22 protein-coding genes are annotated in these 22,217 nt (G+C 59.6%); 16 read left to right on the top strand and 6 right to left on the bottom strand.

Translation table 11 applies throughout. The features are described from left to right. Nucleotides 1–97: 97 nt before the first annotated feature. The 3 genes from Q1A63_RS05180 to Q1A63_RS05170 form a co-directional block, all read right to left on the bottom strand. Nucleotides 98–1,723, bottom strand: coding sequence for a hypothetical protein (locus Q1A63_RS05180; RefSeq protein ID WP_298970269.1), 1,626 nt, complete (start codon nt 1,721–1,723; stop codon nt 98–100). A gap of 412 nt (nt 1,724–2,135) precedes the next feature. Next, entirely contained in the window at nt 2,136–4,223 is a 2,088-nt protein-coding gene (locus Q1A63_RS05175) for a hypothetical protein (RefSeq protein ID WP_298970271.1), read from the bottom strand. A gap of 32 nt (nt 4,224–4,255) precedes the next feature. Next, nucleotides 4,256–7,201, bottom strand: a complete 2,946-nt coding sequence (locus Q1A63_RS05170) for a hypothetical protein (protein ID WP_298970272.1) — start codon at nt 7,199–7,201, stop codon at nt 4,256–4,258. A gap of 338 nt (nt 7,202–7,539) precedes the next feature. Between Q1A63_RS05170 and Q1A63_RS05165 the strand changes: the two genes are divergently transcribed. The 5 genes from Q1A63_RS05165 (at nt 7,540) to kdsA (ending at nt 12,346) form a co-directional block, all read left to right on the top strand. Further along, entirely contained in the window at nt 7,540–7,884 is a 345-nt protein-coding gene (locus Q1A63_RS05165) for a metalloregulator ArsR/SmtB family transcription factor (RefSeq protein ID WP_298970274.1), read from the top strand. Continuing rightward, nucleotides 7,877–8,905, top strand: a complete 1,029-nt coding sequence (locus tag Q1A63_RS05160) for a permease (RefSeq protein WP_298970276.1) — start codon at nt 7,877–7,879, stop codon at nt 8,903–8,905. Before Q1A63_RS05165 ends, Q1A63_RS05160 begins: the two co-directional genes overlap by 8 nt. Nucleotides 8,906–9,227: 322 nt before the next feature. Then, nucleotides 9,228–9,887: an ATP-binding cassette domain-containing protein gene (locus Q1A63_RS05155; RefSeq protein ID WP_298970278.1), complete on the top strand. Its 660-nt coding sequence runs from the start codon at nt 9,228–9,230 to the stop codon at nt 9,885–9,887. Beyond that, nucleotides 9,865–11,511, top strand: a complete 1,647-nt coding sequence (locus Q1A63_RS05150; RefSeq protein WP_298970280.1) for a capsule biosynthesis protein — start codon at nt 9,865–9,867, stop codon at nt 11,509–11,511. Before Q1A63_RS05155 ends, Q1A63_RS05150 begins: the two co-directional genes overlap by 23 nt. 1 nt (nt 11,512) lies before the next feature. After that, the gene (gene kdsA, locus Q1A63_RS05145) at nt 11,513–12,346 is read left to right on the top strand and encodes a 3-deoxy-8-phosphooctulonate synthase (RefSeq protein ID WP_298970281.1); all 834 of its coding nucleotides are present in this window, start codon (nt 11,513–11,515) and stop codon (nt 12,344–12,346) included. Nucleotides 12,347–12,368: 22 nt separating this feature from the next. Here kdsA and Q1A63_RS05140 read toward each other — a convergent pair whose 3' ends face one another. Further along, a complete protein-coding gene (locus tag Q1A63_RS05140) occupies nt 12,369–14,309 on the bottom strand; it encodes an AsmA family protein (RefSeq protein ID WP_298970283.1) in 1,941 nt (646 codons plus the stop codon). 65 nt (nt 14,310–14,374) lie between these two features. Between Q1A63_RS05140 and rimO the strand changes: the two genes are divergently transcribed. The 4 genes from rimO to Q1A63_RS05120 all read left to right on the top strand — a co-directional run bounded on the left by rimO (nt 14,375) and on the right by Q1A63_RS05120 (nt 17,014). Next, on the top strand, nt 14,375–15,775 hold the full coding sequence (gene rimO, locus Q1A63_RS05135) for a 30S ribosomal protein S12 methylthiotransferase RimO (RefSeq protein ID WP_298970285.1): 1,401 nt from the start codon (nt 14,375–14,377) through the stop codon (nt 15,773–15,775). Nucleotides 15,776–15,910: 135 nt separating this feature from the next. Further along, entirely contained in the window at nt 15,911–16,153 is a 243-nt protein-coding gene (locus tag Q1A63_RS05130; protein WP_298970287.1) for a CDGSH iron-sulfur domain-containing protein, read from the top strand. 73 nt (nt 16,154–16,226) lie between these two features. Beyond that, nucleotides 16,227–16,577: a hypothetical protein gene (locus Q1A63_RS05125; RefSeq protein ID WP_298970289.1), complete on the top strand. Its 351-nt coding sequence runs from the start codon at nt 16,227–16,229 to the stop codon at nt 16,575–16,577. 53 nt (nt 16,578–16,630) lie between these two features. Next, nucleotides 16,631–17,014 (top strand): thiol-disulfide oxidoreductase DCC family protein, encoded by a 384-nt coding sequence (locus Q1A63_RS05120; RefSeq protein ID WP_298970291.1) that lies wholly within the window; start codon nt 16,631–16,633, stop codon nt 17,012–17,014. A gap of 36 nt (nt 17,015–17,050) precedes the next feature. Here Q1A63_RS05120 and Q1A63_RS05115 read toward each other — a convergent pair whose 3' ends face one another. Further along, nucleotides 17,051–17,713, bottom strand: a complete 663-nt coding sequence (locus tag Q1A63_RS05115; protein WP_298970293.1) for a M48 family metallopeptidase — start codon at nt 17,711–17,713, stop codon at nt 17,051–17,053. Nucleotides 17,714–17,870: 157 nt separating this feature from the next. Between Q1A63_RS05115 and Q1A63_RS05110 the strand changes: the two genes are divergently transcribed. Continuing rightward, the gene (locus Q1A63_RS05110) at nt 17,871–18,098 is read left to right on the top strand and encodes a hypothetical protein (protein ID WP_298970294.1); all 228 of its coding nucleotides are present in this window, start codon (nt 17,871–17,873) and stop codon (nt 18,096–18,098) included. Between the two features lie 53 nt (nt 18,099–18,151). Continuing rightward, complete coding sequence (locus Q1A63_RS05105) at nt 18,152–19,018, top strand: branched-chain amino acid aminotransferase (protein ID WP_298970296.1); 867 nt, start codon at nt 18,152–18,154, stop codon at nt 19,016–19,018. On the opposite strand, the gene Q1A63_RS05100 is transcribed toward Q1A63_RS05105, so the two are convergent. Further along, nucleotides 19,013–19,408, bottom strand: a complete 396-nt coding sequence (locus Q1A63_RS05100) for a BLUF domain-containing protein (RefSeq protein ID WP_298970298.1) — start codon at nt 19,406–19,408, stop codon at nt 19,013–19,015. The genes Q1A63_RS05105 and Q1A63_RS05100 overlap by 6 nt on opposite strands. A 137-nt stretch (nt 19,409–19,545) precedes the next feature. Between Q1A63_RS05100 and Q1A63_RS05095 the strand changes: the two genes are divergently transcribed. The 5 genes from Q1A63_RS05095 (at nt 19,546) to Q1A63_RS05075 (ending at nt 22,169) form a co-directional block, all read left to right on the top strand. Further along, entirely contained in the window at nt 19,546–20,001 is a 456-nt protein-coding gene (locus Q1A63_RS05095) for a universal stress protein (RefSeq protein WP_298970300.1), read from the top strand. A gap of 105 nt (nt 20,002–20,106) precedes the next feature. Then, complete coding sequence (locus Q1A63_RS05090; protein ID WP_298970301.1) at nt 20,107–20,670, top strand: NifU family protein; 564 nt, start codon at nt 20,107–20,109, stop codon at nt 20,668–20,670. 13 nt (nt 20,671–20,683) lie between these two features. Continuing rightward, a complete protein-coding gene (locus Q1A63_RS05085; RefSeq protein WP_298970303.1) occupies nt 20,684–21,121 on the top strand; it encodes a GFA family protein in 438 nt (145 codons plus the stop codon). 2 nt (nt 21,122–21,123) lie between these two features. Next, nucleotides 21,124–21,762 carry a tRNA (adenosine(37)-N6)-threonylcarbamoyltransferase complex dimerization subunit type 1 TsaB gene (tsaB, locus tag Q1A63_RS05080; RefSeq protein ID WP_298970305.1) on the top strand — a complete coding sequence of 213 codons (639 nt, stop codon included), beginning with the start codon at nt 21,124–21,126 and terminating at the stop codon, nt 21,760–21,762. After that, entirely contained in the window at nt 21,759–22,169 is a 411-nt protein-coding gene (locus Q1A63_RS05075; protein ID WP_298970306.1) for a GNAT family N-acetyltransferase, read from the top strand. The genes tsaB and Q1A63_RS05075 overlap by 4 nt, the downstream gene beginning before the upstream one ends. The last annotated feature ends 48 nt before the right edge of the window (nt 22,170–22,217 follow it).

The raw sequence follows: 22,217 nt of genomic DNA, 5'->3' as shown, positions 1-22,217 counted from the left end.
CGGCTTTGGTAACCCGCCGAAACTACCTCACGGGAAAAAAACGGGGGAAACTTTCAGGTAGCGCTGGAAAAATCAGTCCCCCACAAATCGGGGGCGGTCAAACCGGACTGTCTTCTACCGGTTCGCTTGCTGGGCTGGTGAAGTAGCTTGAAACATACGAAAGAGCCCCTCCAACAACCTGCCACGACCAGCTTTTCGGCTCTGACGACGCATCGCTGCTGCTCTCGCTGCCCATAGCACTTGCATAGCTACCCTCACTGCCTGACGAACTGCGTAAACTGGCACCGCTTTCTGAAGCGCTTTGGTCGTCGCCACCGACGCCCGAAGCGCTATAATAACTGCCGCTGGCGCTGGACGCGCTCTCAAAATCGCTTTCGGAGCCATTTTCGCTGGCCCCTTCGCTGCCTGAGCCACCGTTGTCGCTCGAAAAACTATAGTAATTCATGTCACTACTCGAAGCCCCACCGGAACTGCTATCATCGCTGTCCGGCAATGGCGCAGGCGGGTTCAGGGCGGCGCGCGCCGAACTGATGCTTGCCTCAAAGGGATTTGGCGGCAGTGCCGATGATCTGCCAGCCCAACCATCGACAGCCTTTTGAACAAGCGGCGCGAATACCGTCAGCAGCGCAAGCAGCGTCGAAAAATCCGGGCCAAAACTTGTGCGCCAACTATCATGTTCAAGTGGGAAAGCGAAAACGGCTGCGTTTGCAAGCAGCAGGCCCGCCCCGCTTGAAATGATAGAAGCTATCCCGGCTTTCTCCGTTTTCATTACTTCGACAAGCTCTGCATAGACCCTCTGACCCTCATCGCGGATATCGGATGCGATGGCCAGATCGGCGCGATTATGGAGATGGTTCAAAAGCGCGGTATTGTAGCTTTGGGCCAGTTGCCGGAGCCGTGCCTTTTTCCGGGTTACCATGCCCTTCGATCTATACGCCACCCGGGCGTTTTTCATGAAATAGGACAGCTGGGCCGCAAATCCTATGATCGCCGGTATGATCGTGTTCTCTCCGGCAGGCCCCTCGCCGAAGTAGTTATTTATGCCCCAGATCGCTGTTTCAATCGCCAGGGCCAGCGCCGTCAGGCTTGCAAAGGTCATGCCCACCAATTTGCTACCCGCGGCAAGGGCTCCGTATTTGCGGACATCCCCGAGGAATTTGCCCAGAGCCCCCCAGCTAACGCCGTCGCCATCCTCGTCCCGCTGCAGCACATCCACGGATTTGCGCTGTGTCAGGATCGACGACCCGCGCAAAGCCGTTAGGTGATCGGGGCGGTTCGCGGCGTTAAAGGGCTGCACCGCGGGCCAAAGCGCAGCAGAGAAGGCCGCGCGGCGCAGTTGATGAACCGTTTCGCCCGGGCTGCGCCATGGGCTGGTCGCTTCGCCAGCAAGGCCCGTTTCCATCCCACCCGAGGCGTGCGACTTAACGCTGCTTGGGCTGGGCTCCGATTGCAGAAGGTCGCCTTCCTCCTGCTCTCGATCAGGAGCGTGGCGCTGAAAATCTGCCGTCGCTGGCGCAAGCGCAGCACTGGTTGCGCGGCGTTGCAATGCGGCCAGCTCTTGCACCTCGGTGGTCGTGTCTGCGGCATCCTGATAGCCCGCGAGCCGCGAAGTTGGTCGAGAGACAAGCTCCGAAGGCTCTTCGCCACGTGACCGCGACGCGGGGTGCTTGTGATCAGCCCTTGGCTTCAGCGGCGCCCTGACGGGTTCAGAAGCGACGACCATAAGTGGCACCTCCCAATATTTTTTTGACCGATCACTTAGGCGCCGAAGATTGCGACACTCAGAAAAAGATGCGACGTCAAACCTTGTCAAACAAAGTGCTTTGTCGATGGGCAGGACTCAACTCACCGAAATCAGATTGTCCGAAATACAAACACATTTGTCCCAAATCATACAAATCAACTTGCTGTCTTACGGGCTGCGAACCGCGATATGCTTTTGCATCCTACACGAATTTCAGGGTACGGGCATCTTCTTGCGGCCAAAACGCTGCCACCTGCTGTTTCGCATTGGTCGACCGAGATCTTTTTTGATGGAGACGGCGGGCAAGACAATCACGAAAGGACCGCACGTGACCTCCGTTCAACAAAGTGAGGCACAGAGCCAAGGAGATCCAGAAAATCTATCCTCGATGTCATCTTCCAAAGATTGATTTGATCGCGCCGACCATGTCAGCAATGGGCCAACTGCCGGTGTTCCAGTTCTTGAACGACCGCGCAGAGAACCCGCTTGATGACGCCGGGTACCAGTGTCGATGCGATACCTGCTGACCCCGGACCACCAGCTCGCCCAAATTATTCTGCCGCTCGATCAGCTGTTTCACCGAGCGCCGCCCCGACCGTTTGATGAACTGGGTTTGCATCAGATAGTAGGGCGAGGACTTATATCTTCGGTTGAAAAAGTCGTTCGCGTTGTCGTTCGTGGCTGTATAGGCAATCGGACCGTCGGTCTTGCCGTTTTCCTTGAGGTCCCAGAAACCGAAAGCGGCGACGGACTCCCCGAAAAGGCTGATGATCCTGAAAAAGAACTTGTCCACGCCGATGACCTCATTCTTCATTGCGCTGGAACAAAGCTGCAGAAATGGCACGGAGTGGCTGGTTGTGGAAATGCGTCCGACCACCTCGAAACCGTAATGCACATCCCCTGACAAAACGATCAGCGGGCTGGACCCCGCGTCCAGAAAGAGATCGAAAGCATCGATGAAATTGCGCGGATTACTGGACCAGCCTTCCAGATCTGCTGTGGTTGCCGACACGCCGCCGATCTTACGCTGAACCCATTCCATCGGCGGGAAGCCAAAAATCGGGGCCGCAGCGACGATGATGAGCGGATCACCCGAGGTGGCGTGCTTTGCAATCAATCCGCTGAGCCGGGCGCGTTCGTCCCCGTCCAGAAGGCGGGGCGCCTCTTTGTTGCGACGGGTCGACAACGATATCCCCTCAATCACACGGGTGCCGACCCGGTCAATATCCGAGACCGTCGGGGATGCCTCGCGTTTGGTCCGCGTATCCAGAAACACAGCAGGCGGTGACGTTGGTGCCACGAAGGACCAATCGGTCTTGATAAGGGCCGACCACGCGTTTTGGGTGCCCTTGCCACGCGATTCCGCAAATCCCCCTATTGTCGCGCGGTAGGTCTCGTCAAAGGCCGCCGGTTCATTGCCCCACCCCTGGAAGGCCCAATAGGCGGCCATGCCATTGGTGAGGATGCGCAGCCCGGAGTCGAATTTCGTCGCGTTCAGCTGCCATTCCGGGTTGAGAAACCAGTCGTCCGTCACCTCGTGATCGTCAAAGATCATATAGCAGATCGTGTTTGCCAGCACCCGCCGGGCACTTTTTGCACCCTGCGCCCCATCAAGGACTCTCTGGCCGATGATCCGGTTCGAGAAATCCGCGCTGCCCAGATCTGAAAACCGACCCGCCTTGAGAAGCGGGTCCCAAAGATCCCCATTCCACGCCATGATGTAGGTTGCGGCATATTCCGCGAAGGTCAGCAGATGATGCGGCATATGGGTTGAGGTGAAAAAGGATTCGAGAAATTCCGAGCGGTCGATCGTGTCGCCGAGCACGGCCGGGCTGAGCCCCGGAATTGTTTCGCGCTTGCCCCCATATAAGGCATCGCGCAGCGGGCGGGTCAGGGTCAACAGCTGGTTGTCGACATCGTCGGCATAGACCTGATCCCCCCCCATAAAGAAATACTGCGGCCGATTGTCGTCTGAGGCGTTTTGCAGAATCTCCTCGGCGGCTTTCATCATGTCGGGATTTGGCCCGTGAAGCTTTCGGCAGGACCCATAAAGCGCATGCAGGTTGTTGTTGCCTCTGGCGCCCAGCATGAAGGTCGGCAGCCGATTGCCTTTCAGCAGAAACTGCCGATAGTCGTCGGATTTGAACAGCGGCCGCGTACCATTGAGGCGAACATCGTAAAAATAGGTTCTGCCCCGGTCCAGCGGTGTCTCCGGGATCGCGCATAACATGTAGATCCACAGATTATCGGCCACGGCGACCGGGTAGTATTCGATGCTGGCCTTTACCGGCCCCGGAGAGGACGGCGAATTCCCATTGGTAAAGAGCATCAGATGCGGTGGATCAAGCAATTCGCGGGTTGCCAGCCACACCCAGACCTTTTCAGGCGTGGCACGCCGGACAATCGGACCGGCAAGGATCAGCGGCAATCGCATCTCAACACCCCAGGCGATGCATCCGACACCTTCCGTCCTTTTCACATTGCCCGGCGTTCCGGTCCGCTTGGTGCCGGTTACGGGTCAAGGGGGTCGACCGGATGCCAGCGGCCATCCTCATCCTTGGCCCACTCCGGCAGGGCATTGTCCTGGCGCAGCTTGACCAAGGTCGTGGGCACGCGGATTTCCCAGGGGTCGCCAACGGCAATCTCTCCAGCACCTTCCGGCGTTTCCAAGGGCGATTCACTGGTTTCCCTGTTTCGCGCGGCCTCAACCTCATCGAGCATGGCCGCGTATTCCTCCGATGTGACGCTGGGCTCATCGCCCCCCTCCCACACACCACCCGTTTCCAGGAAATGTAGCACGGCGGCCTCATATCCGGGAGAAACGGCAAAGCGCACCATGGCCGCGCCCGCGCTTATGAACTCGGCATGCAGCGGATCGCTGTCTTCGTAGAGCATACGCGCCCAGGTGTCCCGGGAGGTCCAGAAATAGGGCAGCAGCTCCCATTGCAGCTCGTTCCACTGAATGGCCTTCTCCCAGAACCCGGCGTAAACGCCCGCACGTTCGGCAGCGTCAAAATTGAACTCCGCGGCCTGCGGTGACAGGTGCACCCCGGTCTTTGCAAAATGCTGCCCGGTCATCATCGCAATCGCAAGACGTTTGATTTCGCGCCGCTCGATCAAGCGATTTTGGCCGGGGTTCCGACCCTCAGGCCCCGCACTTGCGCGTTCCGCCTTCAGGATCGCCAGCTTTTCCTCATAGCGCGCGCGTTGTGCCTCATAGCCGCGCAGCAAGGCATCATAGGTCTCGACCTGCCACTTCTCAAATGCGGTCTGGGTATGGACACAATGGATGGTCACCGTGGCGGTGCAATTGAGCACGTTGACCGCATAAAACGCGACCGGCACCTCCCCCGCGATTTCCGGCAGCGTATCGTGGTAATCGCTTGTATCCGGCAGCGCCGACCCATCGGCGCGCTTCTTTTGGAACAATGAATTCGAGCCCACCGAGACATAGGCCCGCCGCGTCTGATTGGTATTGCCATAAAGCAGTATTGAAGCGCTGCAGGAGGTCGCCTTGAACCCCTCCGGAACGTTCAACAGCGCCTCTGACGTGTTGTCTTCGGGCTCCCCGCTTTGCGAGGTGAAGGTGAAGCTCTTGCCGATCCGGGTCGCAAACTTCGGCGGCGGCTGGATCCCTTCGGCCTCATAGAGCCTGACATACTGGCCATAATTCGTGCGGGTCAGATGCCCGGGCCCGAAGGAGGGTTTGGTTGGTGGGGTCAGCCCTTCCGGCTTGCCGATCTGATGTTCGATGGCGCGCAGCAGCAGGGCCGAGGGTTCCGGGACCACGAATTCAAAGAGCACCCGCAGCCCGTAGTTATAAACCTGGAGTTCATAGACCCGGTCCAGCCACTGATAGATGCCCGACAGATGCTCGGTACCGTCGGTGTTATCAAACCCGTGCTGGTTCTTTTCCTCGAATTCCTCGATGGTCTTGCGCGTCTGTTCCCGGCGGGTCCTGAGGGCAACCTTGGAGGCGGTCCTTTCGGTCACTTCCTTGGCATAGCTTGTCGCCAGCTTGTTGATCTGCTCCTGCGAGGTGCCCGTTTCATAGGCTGAGGAGACCTCGACCTGCACAAAAGGGCCATATCCCGCTGAAACCGAGCCCCCGATGTTGAATTGCTTGTCCTCGCGCAGCGTGTTCTGGACCTCGCTCTGCATCTCCAGGCGTTCGGTGGTCTGCAGGTCGCGTTCTTCCTCTTTCTCTTCCTCCTCCTCGAAAACGAATGTTTCCTCGGTTCGGCGCAGCCGTCGCGTTTCGCGGTTTCGGGATTCCGATTGCAGGACATTTTCAACATGCGAGATTTCGCCCGCCTCATAGCGCTTGATCTGTTGCCGGGTGACCAGCAGATCGCCCACACCAATGGGTTTGATCGGGCCAACCGTGGTCGGCGGCAGGCTTGACGGATCAAGAATTGTGCCCATGCCCGGGACAAGCGGGCTGGCCGTCCCGGCAGCAGGCATGACGGCCGTTCCTGTCCGCAACCGCGGCTGGGCTGTTTCCGCCGCCTCCGTCCCCACAAGCCTCAGCGTTGCAATTTGGTGTTCTACCTCAATCCGGTCCAGAACCTCGTCATAGGGCAAGCCGGTGACGTCCAGATCCAAGTCATCCAGCAACTCCCGCGTGTCCGATGAAAGGCGTGCCACCGCCGTCTCTGAAATACCAATAAAGGAAACCTCATCAGGCAAATCATCTGCGTCGTCGTCCGCACGAGCCGCGGTGATCGTGGTGCTTTCAGGCTCCGACGTGGCCGTGCGTCCCGGTGCGCTCAAATCGTCGGGACCGCCGGGCGCGCGCGGATCCGATGACCCGGTGCTGCGGCGCATCCGCTCAATACCGGACCCCGACAGGCTCACAATCTCCACCGCTGCGAATTCGAGGCGTTTGGCACGTTCGGCCATGTCGTCATCCGTTGGATCGTCGTCCGGCGGGTCGGTGTCGGGGTCCAACTCCACCGGATCTGCGGGCGGAAACAGCTCGCGCGGCAGCGCAATGACAGCCTTCAAGATCGCCGATGTTTCATCAAGGTCGAGACTATCGGGATCCTCGACCAGTCTCAGCAGCAATTCAGCCGCCCTCAGCATGTCAGAGGTGCGCCGGATCGGCAGGGCTTCTTTCAGAACCGCAAGCTTCAGCGCGATCAGAAGATCACGCAGCGTGTCGCGCGCGGCATTGAACTCAGGATCCGAGATGATCGCCGTCACAGGCCGGTCAAAGATCGTTTGCACAAGGGCCAGTGCCGCTTGCAGGGTCGCCGGCGTTTCGCTTTCCCAGGCTTCGAGGAAGCGCTGCAATGGGAAATTGTGCTCGATGTCGTCCAAGCGCTCCGTCGCGGCATTGTCTGACAGATGCGCGCGCGCCAGCGTCCGAACGGATACCCTCGCATCCGGCAGGGTCACTGCCGCCAAAACCTCACGGGTGAAATCGGTATTGAGTTCCGCGAGAACAAATCGCAAGACCTGCCGCCGCGGTCTGGGCGCTCTCCCTACAAAATATCGAAAAAGCTCAATTGGCGCGACCATTGGAATACCATTTTTTGAAACAATGCTGAAAATCTACACCGAGCACAGATTCTCGCAAAGGTTGTCGGTGGATTGCGGCCCGTTGAGCGGATTTTGACCAACGAACTGCTCTGGTGTGAACCGTGGCAGCAGCCGATCAAGGCGGGCACATCATCGCCTTGGGGATGCCTAAGTGTTTGCTTAGAAAGTAATAAAACTGATCTGAAAATTAATTTCGATAATCATCGAAACATTTCTTGCGCCAGCGCCATAGATTCGATATTTCTAGAATCATGAAAATAAATTCTGTGGAAAATCTGGACCTGACCGTTGCCGCCGCCCAGTTCGCGGCGCTTGGGTCGGAACAAAGGCTGAGTGTGCTGCGGACTCTGGTCAGAGCCGGCCCCGAAGGGCTGAGCATCGGGGAGTTGGGTGCGCGCACTGGCGTGACCGGCTCGACCCTGACCCATCATATGAAAATACTGGCCTCTGCCGGGCTGGTGACACAGGCCAAACAGGGGCGCAGCATCATCTGTGCTGCCGTGGCCTATGACGACGTGCAAGCGTTATCGGAGTTTTTATTAAACGAATGTTGCGCGGACAGTGCGACCAAGGGCGAGGACCATCACCATGGCTGACACAACGCAGTCGCAACCCGCACCGCGCCGCTTTCCAAAGCCCGGAGCCTGGGCCGCGACGGCCGCATTGCTTTTGCTCATCGCGGTTTTTGATTGGGCGCAGTTCACACCGACCGTCATCTTTGCGGCAAAAGCGCTTGCGCATACTGCGCCATTTATCCTCTTCGCCGTCTTTGCGGTCGCCTATCTCAAGGCGTCGGGCGCTGAGACGCTGATTGCCAAGGCATTTTCCGGCAATCAGGCGCGCATGATCATCATGGCCGCCCTTCTGGGGGGGCTGTCACCGTTTTGCAGCTGCGAGGTTATCCCCTTCATCGCGGCGCTCCTGGCGGTTGGTGCCCCCCTGGGCGCGGTCATGGCCTTCTGGCTGGCCTCACCGCTGATGGACCCGGCGATGTTTGCCATCACGTCCGGCACGCTTGGCTGGGAATTCGCAACCGCCAAGGCATTTGCCGCCATCGGTTTGGGCATGCTGGGCGGGTTTGGCACCATGCTCTTTGCCCACACGCCGGTCTTTACCAACCCGCTGCGCGAGCGTCCGGCGGTGGGCGGGTGCTGCGGCGTGAAAAAACCCTTCAGCGGTGCGCCGGTCTGGCGCTTCTGGCAGGAGACGGATCGGCGCGGCACCTTTCGCGACACCGCGCTCGAAAACGCGCTTTTCTTGATCAAGTGGCTGACGCTGGCCTATGTGATCGAAGCGATGATGCTGGCCTATGTCCCTGCCGAGATGATCGCGGGCCTGCTGGGCGGCACCGGTATCTGGCCAATTCTAATGGGCGCTTTCGTCGGCGCGCCGGCCTATCTCAATGGCTACGCCGCTGTCCCGCTCGTGGATGCGCTACTGGCCCAGGGCATGGCGCCGGGGGCCGCAATGTCCTTTGTGATTGCCGGTGGTGTGAGCTGCATCCCTGCCGCCATCGCGGTCTGGGCTTTGGTGAAGCCGCGCGTGTTCGTGGCCTATCTGTCCTTCGCCCTGGTGGGCGCCGTGATTGCCGGTAGCCTCTGGCAAGCCATCGCCTGAACCCGTGCCTTGGCGATGGCATCCGCCGATGTTGGCGCCCCACCAACATCGACCGGATCATGCCTGACGCGCGACGCCTCTGCATCATCGCGAGATTTGCAGGCCGAAGGCAAACACAACCTATCCGCGGAGAGCGCAAAACCCAAGGTTGTACAAAACGCAAATTCCGCCCGATTTGACGGCACGACACCCGAGTAGCCGTTGTACTTTTGTTTAAAAATAAGACATAATATCGCCAAACACGGTAGATAATCCGTAAATAACCTCTGTTAAACGAGGACAGGCAGGCCCGTTTCCGGGTCAACGCGTAACCGGAGCAGGTATGCTGGCGTTCGAGAATGTATCGAAGTCCTTTTGGACGGGATCCCAACACAAGGTGATCCTGGACAAGGTCTCGTTCAAGGTCGAACTGGGCAACTCTTTAGGCATCCTCGCGCCAAATGGCACCGGCAAGACGACGCTGATCAACATGATGGCAGGCCTTGAAAAACCTGACGACGGAGAAATTCGGCGCGAATGCAACATCTCCTTTCCGCTGGGCTTCATGGGTGGCGTGGTGACCAAGGTCTCGGCGATGGAGAATTCCCGTTATATTGCCCGCCTCTACGGGCTCGACCCCGATTACGTGGAAAGCTTTTGCCGCTGGCTTTGCGGTTTGGGCGAGTATTTTGACCAGCCGCTGGGGACCTATTCCGCGGGCATGCGATCCCGGTTTTCTTTCGCGCTGATGCTGGCGCTCGATTTCGACATGTACCTGATCGACGAAGGTATGCCCGGGACAACAGATGTGGACTTTAACCGCAAAGCGGGTGAAATTCTGCAGGAACGGCTCCGCACAACAACAATCATCATCGTGTCACATCAGGCCAAGACGCTTGAAAAATTTGCCAGATCCGCCGCCGTACTGCTTGGCGGGCAACTGCACATGTTCGACACTCTGGAAGAAGCGAAACAGCTTTATGACTACCAAACCGACAGCTAGAAAATTCCGCATCAAGCGGACATCCCCCGGGCTGAGTGCGGATAAGGCCAATCCTGCGGAGCGCCCGCTTGCGCCCCAGACGGGTCAAGAGACGGGAAAAGCTGCGGAGCCGCCGCGGAAAGCCCCCAAAGAAGGGGCCGCAGAGAAAGGCAATGTTGCTGTCGAGCTTGATGCGATCCGTCGCGAAGGCCTCACCGGGCGTCAATTGCGCATGGCGCGCCGCGTCGCGCACAAACACGAGCTGGCCCCCACCTCCGATTTCGATGCTGTCCGGTTGTTGCGCAACAAGGGCATTGATCCCTTCCAGCGCTCCAACATGCTCGAACTTGTCGTTCCCAAAACGCCCACAGATGATGAGATCGCAGACCCGGGCAAGGAAGGCAGCGACGCGGCCAAAAAGAAAGGGCGCGTACAACTGCCGCAGACTATGCCGGTCAACCGCGAGACGTTGCCGTCAACAGAGCTTAGCCCCGCAGAGATGCGCAACCGGCAGATCTCGGAAATCCAGCGGGACATCAGCAGGCGTCGCCGCCGGAAGCTTGGGATGCTGTTGGCGCGGCTGTCTTTTTTCGTGCTGTTGCCGACGCTGATTGCCGGGTGGTATTTCTATGCCGTGGCAACGCCGATGTATTCCACGAAATCCGAGTTCCTGATCCTGCAGGCCGACAATCAGGGGGGCGGCATTGGCGGCCTGCTCTCAGGCACCCAGTTTGCGACCTCTTCTGACAGCATTGCGGTGCAGGCCTTCCTGTTGTCCAAACCGGCCATGCTGCGGTTGGACGAAGAGATCGGGTTCAAATCGCATTACGCCCAGCCCAGCATCGACCCGATCCAGCGTCTTCCTGCGGATGCGTCGAACGAACAGGCCTATAAGACCTACAAAAAGAACGTGAAGGTTGGCTATGATCCCACTGAAGGTTTGATCCGGATGGAAGTCATCGCGGCGGATCCGAATGTCAGTGCGGAGTTCAGCCGGGCGCTGGTCAGCTATGCTGAGCAAAGCGTCAACGGTTTGAGCGCGGAAAAACGCGATGACCAGATGGCCGAAGCGCGCGCGGGCTTTGAAGTCGCGGAGAAAGAGCGCCGCGCGGCACAGGAGGCCTTGGTCAATTTGCAGCTTCAGGGCGCGACCCTCGACCCGGAAGCGGTGATTGCGGGCTTACGGGCGCAGATCAATCAGGTGGAACTGCAACTGCTTGAAAAAGAGCTGCAACTGGCCGCGCTTTTGGACAATGCCCGTCCCAACCAGTCGCGCGTCGATGGTGCACGTGGGGATGTACGCCGCCTGAACGAGCAACTGACCGAACTGAACGCGCGCATGACCGATGCCAGCCAGGGTGAGAATTCCCTGGCGCAATTGAGCGTCCGCATCCAGATGGCCCAGGCCGATCTGGCCACCCGCGACATGCTGCTGCAGTCCGCGTTGCAACAGATGGAACAGACCCGCATGGAGGCCAATCGCCAGGTGCGCTATCTGACCATCAGCGTGAAACCTGTACCCTCCGAAGAAGCGAGCTATCCCCGCAAATTCGAGAATACCATCGTGGCATTCTTGATCTTTTCGGGTATCTATCTGATGATCTCTTTGACGGCCTCCATCCTTCGTGAACAGGTAACTTCCTAATATGACGCATGTCTCTGTCGGCGATCTGACGATCGGTAACGACCTGCCCCTGACCATCATCGCGGGCCCCTGTCAGCTCGAAAGCGCAGATCACGCGCAGATGATCGCGGGCCGGATGAAAGAAGCCTGCGATGCCGTCGGGGCGCAATATGTATTCAAGGCCTCTTATGACAAAGCCAACCGCACCTCGCTGGACGGCGCGCGCGGCATGGGCATCGACGACGGCTTGAAAGTCTTGCAGTCGGTGGGAAAAGCCAATGGCGTTCCGGTCATCACCGACGTCCATAGCGAGGCGCAATGCGCCCTTGCCGCAGAGGCTGTCGACATCATCCAGATTCCCGCCTTCCTCTGTCGTCAGACCGATATGCTGCTTGCAGCAGGAAACTCCGGAGCGGCAATCAACGTGAAGAAGGGTCAGTTTCTGGCGCCCTGGGAGATGGCCAACATCGTCACCAAGATCGAGTCGACCGGGAACAAACGGATATTGCTGACCGAGCGTGGCACGACCTTCGGCTACAACACATTGGTGGTGGATATGCGGTCGCTGCCGCAAATGGCGCAGACGGGATATCCCGTTGTCATGGACGCCACCCATTCGGTGCAACAACCCGGCGGGCGTGGCGGCTCTTCGGGAGGGCAGCGCGAATTTGCGCCGGTCATGGCCCGCGCCGCCGTTTCTGTGGGCGTGGGGGCCGTCTTCATGGAAACCCATCAGGATCCGGACAATGCACCCTGTGATGGTCCGAACATGATCTACCTCGACAAGATGCCCGCGCTTCTCGAAACGCTCATGTCTTTCGACAAGCTCGCCAAATCCACGCCGCTTGAATTCTGACCCACGGGCAAGACGTGCTGCGCTAGTCGAAAAGCTTGCGCAAGAGCTTGTCTTTCAACTCATCCTTGACCGCATCTTCGGTGGATTGACCTTCCTGTTTGCGCACGCCCAGTTTCTCGTTCAGCTTTTCCTTGGCCTTGTTTTCCAACTCATCCACCTTGGCATCGACCTCCGCGTCGATCACCGCTTCGAAGTCCGGGCGGATCGATATATTGGACCAGGGCCCGGTGAAGCGCACCGGAATGGATACCCCCTGCCCGCTGTTGGCCCGCAGCGCGACCGGGGTTGCGGTGTAGTCCACGGTTTGCGTGCCCAGCCCCACCACGCCCGCACCTGAGGCCTGATAGTTTTTCAACTGCAACAGCAGGTCGTTGTTCGACAAAACACCCGACGCGATGGTCCAGGTACCTTTAAGGCTGTCGAAAACAGTTGTACCGCCGCCCGTATCGCCCGAGCGCATCAGCCGGTCCAGGTCAATGCCAAGGATCGTGCCACGGCCAATGTTAAGCGACCCGTCCCCGGAAAGCGAACGCATGATCGCGTCAACTGATGTGCCGGACCCAAGGAATGTCAGCCTGGCATCGCCCTGCCCGGTCAAACGATCCAGATCGGCTGCATCGGTCAGCAACGGTTGCATCTGGATGCCTGCCGCAGTGAGGCCGCCGCCGACGGAAAGGCCGGAGCGGTTGTTGATCACGAACTCACCGGCCACATTGCCACCGTAGGCCTGCACATCGCGCAGCTCAAACACCATGCGGGAGCGATCATTGCGCAACAGCGCCTGGGTGGCGCCCAATTTGAATTGCCCAAGATCGATGCTGCTGGCCGACAGCGCAATTTCGCCGTTGAAAGCGGCCAGCCCGCTGGCATCGATCTGCGTTTTCGGCCAACCGCTGCTGGGTGTCCCCGCGCTGCCGCCGCCACCGCCGGACCCGGAACCGCCGCTGGCTGCCGGGCTCTCAGAACTCAGAACAAAGTCGCCCACGTTCAATTGCGCGTTGATCTGCGGCACGCCGTTCAGCGCAATATCCGCCGCCCCGCTGATTTTATTGCCACCGAGGTCAACAAACAGGTCGCGCAACGCCAGTTTGCGATCAGGCGTCAGCGTCAGCGCGGTGGTCATATCGATGCTGCGCCCGAGATTTTCGGGCAGATCAGCACCGCTCAAGCCCAGGGCCCGCAGGAAACCATCCGTGCTGCTTGTTTTGAGCGACAATGCACCTGCAACCGCGCCCGCGGTACTGGCCTTGCCGTCAAAAGACAAAGCGCCTGCATCCGTGCTCACGCCTGCGCGCAATGTTTGGGTCTGCCCTGCGATGAAACCCGCAAACCCATCGATGACCGCCTCCACGGCCACCTCGGATCCCGCCGGTTGCAGGGAGGCGGCAATCTCGGCCGGGCCCAAAACATCCGGCCAATCCAAGGCAAGGTCGACCCCTTCGTAGGAGATCAGATCGCTGCCCTCGGCGTCATAGATCAGTGTCGCATCGGTGATCTTGACCTTTTCAATACTGATCGTGCGCGCCGGAGCGGCGGGTGCTGGCGCAGTTTCGGTCTGAACCTGAACCTCGCCACTGGCGTCAGAGAATTGCCAGCTCGCCCGACCATCGGCGCGTTGCTCCAACCTGACGGTGGGGCTTTCAGCCTCGATATTGGTGATCCTGATGTCGCCCTTCAGAAGGGCCATCGCATCAACGCCAATCGCGGTGTTGGCGGCCTGCAGCATCGGTCCTTGCTCCGCCCACTCCGCATTGCCCAGCTCAAGCCCACCGACGCGCGCGCCCAGAACCGGCCAGAAGGTCAGCGCCACATCCCCGGTGATTGACACATCGCGCCCGGTGGCAGTCCGCAATTGCTCGGCAGCGATCCGCGCAATCCGGTCTGCTGGCAGAAACAGGATCGAGACCACCGCAACCACCAAAAGCACAACAACAAGCCCAACGAGACGCAAAATCCATTTCATGATGCACCCATACCTTTGCCCACTAGCCCTTTCCGGGCCTCCTCACTTCCACTATAGCGCAAGTCATGAGCACAAACCCACCCAATCTGCGCCCCGATCTCGCGCCAAAGGCGCGGCTGGACGGCCTCGCCGCGCAATCCAAGATGCGCGATACGGCCCGCCCCGGTCAGCCCACCATCGGCATGGTCAGCCTAGGCTGTCCCAAGGCGCTGGTCGACAGTGAACGCATTCTCACTCGCCTGCGCGCAGAAGGCTACGGTATTTCGCCCGATTATGCAGGGGCCAATGCCGTGATCGTGAACACCTGCGGATTTCTGGACAGCGCCAAGGCCGAAAGCCTTTCCGCCATCGGCGAAGCCTTGCAGGAAAATGGGCGGGTGATCGTGACCGGCTGTCTGGGCGCCGAGCCCGACTACATCACCGGCGCCCACCCGAGCGTTCTGGCGGTGACCGGGCCACATCAATACGAACAGGTGCTGGACGCCGTGCATGACGCTGTGCCGCCCAGCCCCGATCCTTTTGTGGACCTGCTGCCTGCCTCGGGCGTCAGCCTCACCCCGCGGCATTTCAGTTATCTCAAGATTTCAGAGGGTTGCAACCACAAGTGCAAGTTCTGCATTATCCCCGATATGCGGGGACGGCTGCAATCCCGCCCTGCCCATGCCGTGTTGCGCGAGGCCGAAAAGCTGGTGGAAAGCGGCGTTAAGGAGCTGCTGGTCATCAGCCAGGACACCTCCGCCTATGGTGTCGACATCAAACACGCGACCGATCGCGGGCACAGGGCACATATCACCGATCTTGCGCGCGATCTGGGCAGCCTCGGGGCCTGGGTGCGACTGCACTATGTCTACCCCTATCCACATGTGCGTCAGCTGATCCCGCTGATGGCCGAGGGGTTGGTGCTGCCCTATCTGGACATCCCCTTCCAACACGCGCATCCGGATGTCCTACGCCGGATGGCCCGGCCCGCGGCGGCAACCAAGACACTGGATGAGATTGCTGCCTGGCGCGCCATTTGTCCCGATCTGACGATCAGGTCGACGTTTATCGTCGGCTACCCGGGCGAAACCGAGGAGGAATTCCAGACCCTGCTGGACTGGATGGACGCGGCCCAATTGGACCGCGTGGGCTGCTTTCAATACGAAAACGTCGACGGCGCCCGATCAAACGCCCTGCCCGATCATGTCCCCGATGCAGTCAAGCAGGACCGCTGGGAACGTTTCATGGCCAAGGCGCAGGCCATTTCGGAGGCAAAGCTAGCCGCGAAGGTGGGCCAGCGCATGGAGGTCATCATCGACGAGATCGACGATGAGGCCGCGACCTGCCGCACCAAGGCTGACGCCCCGGAGATTGACGGCAACCTCTTCATCGACGAGGGCTTTGAAAACCTGTCCGTCGGCGAGATTGTTGCGGTCGAGGTGGATGAGGCGGGTGAATACGATCTGTGGGGCCGTCTGCTCGGATAACGCGCCAAACAGGCCCGCGCCTTGGGGCAATCGCGGTGGTCCGCGCCCCGCCGCGACCTATGTTTTAATCCGTTGGCGGTTGCGACCGAACAATGAACCTATGTCCCCAGCCACCTTTTGAAGGAAAGCCAGACAATGACCGACGCCCCCAAAATCGCCCAGAAATCTCCCTACCCGGTCGAAGTGACCGCGGGAAAATCCTATTTCTGGTGCACCTGCGGCCGTTCTTCCAAACAACCCTTTTGCGATGGGTCCCACAAGGAAACCGGATTTGCGCCGATGAAATACGAGGCGGAAGCGGACAAAACGCTGTTTTTCTGCGGCTGCAAGGCCACGGCGAATGCGCCGCTTTGCGACGGAACGCACTCCAAGCTCTGAGCCGCCCTCGCCGACATCTTGAATATGTTCCCTTTATGTTCTATATTGATTGGAACAGATGGAGGCACACGCAATGTCCTTTGAACCCAAGTTTCCCGGTCTCTTCACGCCTGAACAAGGCGCCTTGCCGATCCAGGACCCGCAGCCCGCAACTGAGAAGCAGGTGCGTTATGCGCAGTCGATTGCGCTCAAAACTGGTGCCACAATTCCTCAGAGCGCCTCAAGCAATCGCGCGGCACTCTCTGCGTGGATTGACGCGCATAAACCCAAGGTGCCGGGTGGCAGGTTTGCAAACTACCCCTCCTCCAAACAGGTCGCCTTTGCCGAGCGGATTGCGCGGATAAAGCATCGCGAGATTCCACGCGAGTGTTTTCAGGACAAGGTGATGATGTCGAAATGGATCGACGGGAACAAACCGCGGTGATCTGCGACAATCCGGCCCATGGGGTCATAATTACGTCGCGCTAACTACTGATCATGAGTAAAACAGATGTCCTTTACAACGCCGCGTGCAGCGTTTGCAGCCGTGAGATCGACCACTACGCGCGGATCAGCGCCGACCAAGCGTTGCCGCTGCAATATGATGATCTGAACGATCCCGAGACGTTGCGGTATTGGGGCGTATCCGCAGAGGACGCAGCCAAACGCCTGCACGTGCGGAAAGATGGCCAGATTTACAGCGGCGTGCCGGCCTTCATCGTCTTATGGCAAGCCCTACCCAGATATCGCTGGCTGGCAAAACTCGTGAGCCTGCCAGGGATCTATCGATGTGCCACCTGGGTTTACGACGGGGTGCTGGCACCAGCCCTATACCGTCGACACCAAAAACGGATCACGAAAGCTGCGGCTCCAGCGGAGTGATAAACGCCACCCGGTCCTAAGACATGCGTGGGTCGATCAAAGGCCAGCCGCTGTCCTGCGCACTGTCTCAAGGCGCTGATTGTTAGGCGGATGCGTCCCGAGGAACTTGTCTCCGGGATCTGGAATGCGCGCGAAAAACTGCGCGCCGCGCAGTGGATCGTACCCGGCGCGTGCCGTGATGACCGTGCCCAAAGCATCCGCTTCCAGCTCAAAATCCTTGGAATAGGTGCGTGCACCAACTTGAGCGCCCGTCCTTTGCGCGGCTTCCACGGCCTCCGCCGAGCCCCCCAAAAGCACAACCCCGAGGCCTGCAATCACGGCACCTGCCGCCGCATTTTGCTGCTGGCGCGCGATATGACCGGAAATATGGTGGGCTGCCTCATGCCCAAGGACAAAGGCCAGTTCGTCCGCATTTCGGGCGTCATCGATCAGTGCCTGCGTAAAGGCGATGATTGGACGGCCTGACTTATCCAGCGTCTGAAAAGCATTAGGCGGCTGATTGGGACGGCTGTCCACCACAATCTTGAAATCACAATTGACCCGCGCCGTGCGTGCGCGGCACTCCCGCTCCGCCACCGGTTCAAGCGTTCTGACAACCTGCGCAAAGGATTGTGCGCCACGCTGAGCCCCCTGAGCCGGAGCGGATGTGGATATCGGACCAGAGGCGGTCGTCACTTCGCAACCTGCAAGCCCTAGCATGGCAATGACCATTGCAAGTGATTTCCATCGCATTCGGCGCATTCCTCTATCGCACTTTCACAACGGACGACATCTTAGCACCTTCCGCGGCAGCGACCACCCCGATCACGCAGCTTTGTGCCCTTGCATCACACGTGGCTTCCCGTAGTCTGGCCGCATGTTTACGATCGAGCACGAATTTGACGCCACCGTTGTGACCCTGGTGGATGATGGCAAGGCGCCGCTGCAGGAGGATGTCACCGTCCACGCGACCGAAAGCGCCATTCTGCTAAACCAATACGATCCCCGAACCGATCGCACCGTCTCCATCACGCTCTCGCCCGAGCAGTGGCGTGATCTGACAGCCGCATTAAACCTGCCCGAAGGTGTCTACCGCGCACCCTAGGCCATCTTTATGGTGGTGGCGCAGATGGGCCACCTTTCCCGGAGCCCCTATCCATGAGCATTGGCACAAACATCTCCACCTATTTTGACGGGCGCTGGCACCGGGGCGACGTGCCGATCATGCGTGCGGCGGATCATGGCAGCTGGCTTGGCACCACGGTCTTTGACGGCGCGCGGTTTTTTGCCGGGCGCACGCCGGATCTGGCGCCACATTGCGCAAGGGTTAACCGCTCCGCCGAAGCGCTGATGATCCGCCCCACGGTCAGCACTGAGGATATGGTGGAGATTGTCCGCGAGGGCCTCAAGCATTACGGGCCCGAGGATGCCGTCTACATCCGCCCGATGTATTGGGCGATCCACGGGGACGCCACGGCAATTGTGCCGGATGCGGAGGAGACAGGTTTCGCGATCAGCCTGGAGCAGGTCCCGATGGCCCCTGCAGATGCGGCAGCAACGCTTGGCCTCACACGGTTCCGCCGCCCGGTGCTGGAAAGCAGCGTGGTGAACGCGAAAGCGGGGTGCCTTTACCCCAACAACGCCCGCATGCTGACCGAAGTACGCAGCCGTGGGTTCAGCAACGCGCTGGTTGCAGACGCCATGGGCAACGTCGCCGAAACGGCCACCGCCAATATCTTCATGGTCAAGGATGGCGAGGCCTTTACGCCAATTGCAAATGGTACGTTTCTGGCCGGGATCACCCGCGCGCGCCATATCTCGAACATGAAGGCCGATGGCATCAAGGTGCACGAAAAGGTGCTCACCTTTGACGATTTTCACGGCGCGGACGAGGTTTTCATGACCGGGAACATGTCCAAGATCACGCCGGTAAAGGCCTTTGAAGACACCCAATATCAGGTTGGCCCGATGGCCCGCCGCCTGCGCGAAATGTATTGGGACTGGGCCGCGTCCGAGCCGTTATGACCCTTCGGCTTCCGCCGATCTGATAAAGATAGACCGAACGTCCCGGATCGTTGCGGACTTTAGCGCGCCCAGGTGGATTTCCAGCGGCGACCACATCCAGCTTTCGGCCGGATCATGTTTCATGGCCCAGGTTGGAAACAGCCTGTCGTTGACCGGTTCCTCCACCAGTTTGGTGACATCCACATGCCGGTCATCCAGACAGATCCGCTCAAAGGTGGAGAGCACAAACCCCGCAGGCCCTTCCAGCAATTGCAAAAAGATATCCGCGCGGCAGATCAGGGCACCGGTGATGTCATCGCGGGCGTTGCGGGACCGCGATGTTGCCAGAATGCTTGCCAACATGTTCAAGTCGTAGCCAAAAGGTCGCGACGCATAGATAAGCTGCAGCATGGGCATTTGGTTTGCCCCCCTTGCTCAATAGCATCGCGCTTTCGCCCCCTTCTGTCCAGTAGGGTGCTCGCGTAGATTGAGATTGCACCCTCTCTCATCTGCGGTCATGATCTGCTCAAAAAGGGGGACATCGAAAGATGCGTAAGTTTCTAGTCGTCTTGGACGACAGCCGCGAGTGCCTGAATGCCATGAGGTTTGCGGCCATGCGCGCTGCCCACACGGGCGGTGGCGTCGAAATCTTGTCGGTCATTCCGCCGGATGAATTCAATCACTGGATCGGCGTCGGCGCCGTGATGCGTGAAGAGGCCCGCGAGCGGATCGAAGTGCACTACGAAGTCTTTGCCAAATGGATGCGGGACCGGCAGGGGATCGACCCCGAACTGGTGATCCGCGAAGGCCCACCGGTCGAGGAAATCCTGGCCCAAATCCACGAAGACCCTGAGATCGGTGTCCTGGTGCTGGGCGCGGGCACCGACAAAAAAGGGCCCGGCCCGCTGGTGACGCAGCTCACCAAAAGTGCTGGCAACCTACCGATACCCATTACCATCGTGCCGGGTGACCTGAGCAAGGAAAAGCTCGAAGCGATTACCTGATCAATTTTGTCGTGGAATCCGCCTGATCTGTAGATTAGAATGATTCCAAACCTTGACTTAATGTCGGCGGGTCCGCATATCTGAGCCATCCTCAGGAGATACCTCATGTTCATCCAGACAGAATCGACACCGAACCCTGCGACCCTGAAGTTCCTGCCCGGGCAGACCGTGCTGGAAATGGGAACAGCTGATTTTCCGACGGCAGACACGGCGGATAAATCGCCGCTGGCGACACGGGTCTTTGCTGTCGAGGGCGTGACGGGCGTGTTTTTCGGCACTGATTTTGTGACCGTGACCAAGGCGGATGCGGTGGATTGGGATCATATCAAGCCTGCATTGCTGGGCGCGATCATGGAGCATTTCCAATCCGGCCAGCCGGTCATGGCAGGGGATCACGAACCCGCCTCCGGCCACGCCGAGCACAGTGGTGAAGATGGCGCAATCGTCAATCAGATCAAAGAGTTGCTCGACAGTCGCGTGCGGCCTGCCGTGGCGCAGGATGGTGGTGACATCACCTTCCACGGGTTTGATCGCGGCGTTGTCTATCTGCACATGCAGGGCGCTTGCGCGGGCTGCCCTTCGTCAACGCTGACGTTGAAAATGGGGATCGAGAACCTGTTGCGGCACTATATCCCTGAAGTGACAGAGGTCCGCCCCGTCGCAACCTGACCGGCAGGCATCCATGACAGCGCAGGCCCACCCCGCAATCACTGGCAGGTGCTATTGCGGCAAGATGCGGTTCGAAGCTCAAACACTGCCGTCCATCGTCAGCTATTGCCATTGCTCGGATTGTCGTCGGGTGACCGGGGCTCCGGTGGCCGCTTTCGCCGCCTTTGATCATGAAACCCTGCAGTTCACGCCCGCGCCCGGCCCGCCGGTGTCTCATCACCCCGGTGTGACACGGTGGTTCTGCAAGGAGTGCGGATCGCCGCTGGCCGCACAATTCGACTATTTGCCAGGGCAAACCTATGTCCCGCTCGGTCTGATCGATCAAGCGGCAGAGCTGCCGCCGACCCTGCACAGCCATGCCCAATCGCAGCTACCCTGGCTGCATATCAGCGATGATCTAGCGCAATTGTCCGGCAGCGCGCGGGCATCGCTGCAGGCCAAGAAGCCGTAAAGATGGGCAGCCATATCATAGAACCCCGAAACGACAGCTCCCCCGCGATTCTGGCTTTTGACACCTCCTTTGCACATTGTGCCGCCGCCGTGCTGGTGGGGGACGTGGTGGTCGCGCAAGCCGAAGAACCCATGGCAAAGGAACAGGCGGAACGCTTGCTGGTCCTCTGCGAGGAGCTGCTGGCGCAGGCGGGTGTTGCCTATAATGAACTCTCGGCCATCGGCGTCGGTACCGGTCCGGGAAATTTCACCGGCATTCGCATCTCTGTCTCTGCCGCGCGTGGTCTTGCCTTGGGATTGGGGATCCCGGCCGTTGGGATCTCGGTGCTGGAGGCCCTGCGGTTTGGCATTGATGGCCCCTGCGCCAGCGCCATCGATGCGCGACGCGCGCAGGTCTACCTGCAGGTTTTCGACGGAGAGGTTGCGCATGACCCGGTTCTATCCGCTGCGGATGACCTGCCCCCCTTTCACGGGCCGCTGATCGGCCTGCAGGAGCACCCGCCGGCCCACCCCATTGCGGAAGCCATCGCGCGCCTGACGGCGCAGAGATACCGAGACGCCCCGCAGCGGCCTGCGCCATTATACCTGCGCCCAGCAGATGCAGCCCCGGCACGCGATGCGCCGCCGGTGATCCTGCCGTGACGCCCCAGCAGCTTGCCGCTCTGCACCATGCGGCCTTTGTCTTGGAAAGACCCTGGTCGGCGCAGGAATTCGAGGATCTGCTCTCCAACCCGCATGTCATGCTTTTCGCCAAGCCTGGCGGGTTTGCCCTGATCCGATCCGTGGCGGGTGAAATCGAACTTCTGACGCTTGCGGTGGGCCCGGCGCATCGGCGCGCAGGGGTCGCAGATCAATTGATGCGGGATTGGATGGATGCGACCATGGGCGAGACGGCATTCCTCGAAGTTGCCGCCGACAACACCGCCGCCCGTCAACTCTACACGAAACATGGATTCGCAGAAACCGGCCGCCGGAAGCGATACTACAAGCGCCCGAATGGCCCCGCAGTCGATGCCGTGCTGATGACGAAAGCATTGACCCGCCGTTAGGCCCCTGAATCCGCACCATATCCTTGAAAAACCGGTTGACCCTGCCCG

This window comes from uncultured Roseobacter sp., from assembly GCF_947499265.1.
GTDB lineage: Bacteria > Pseudomonadota > Alphaproteobacteria > Rhodobacterales > Rhodobacteraceae > Roseobacter.
The sequence above is the reverse complement of the archived record's forward strand: the minus strand, read 5'-3'. Positions and strand labels throughout refer to the sequence as shown.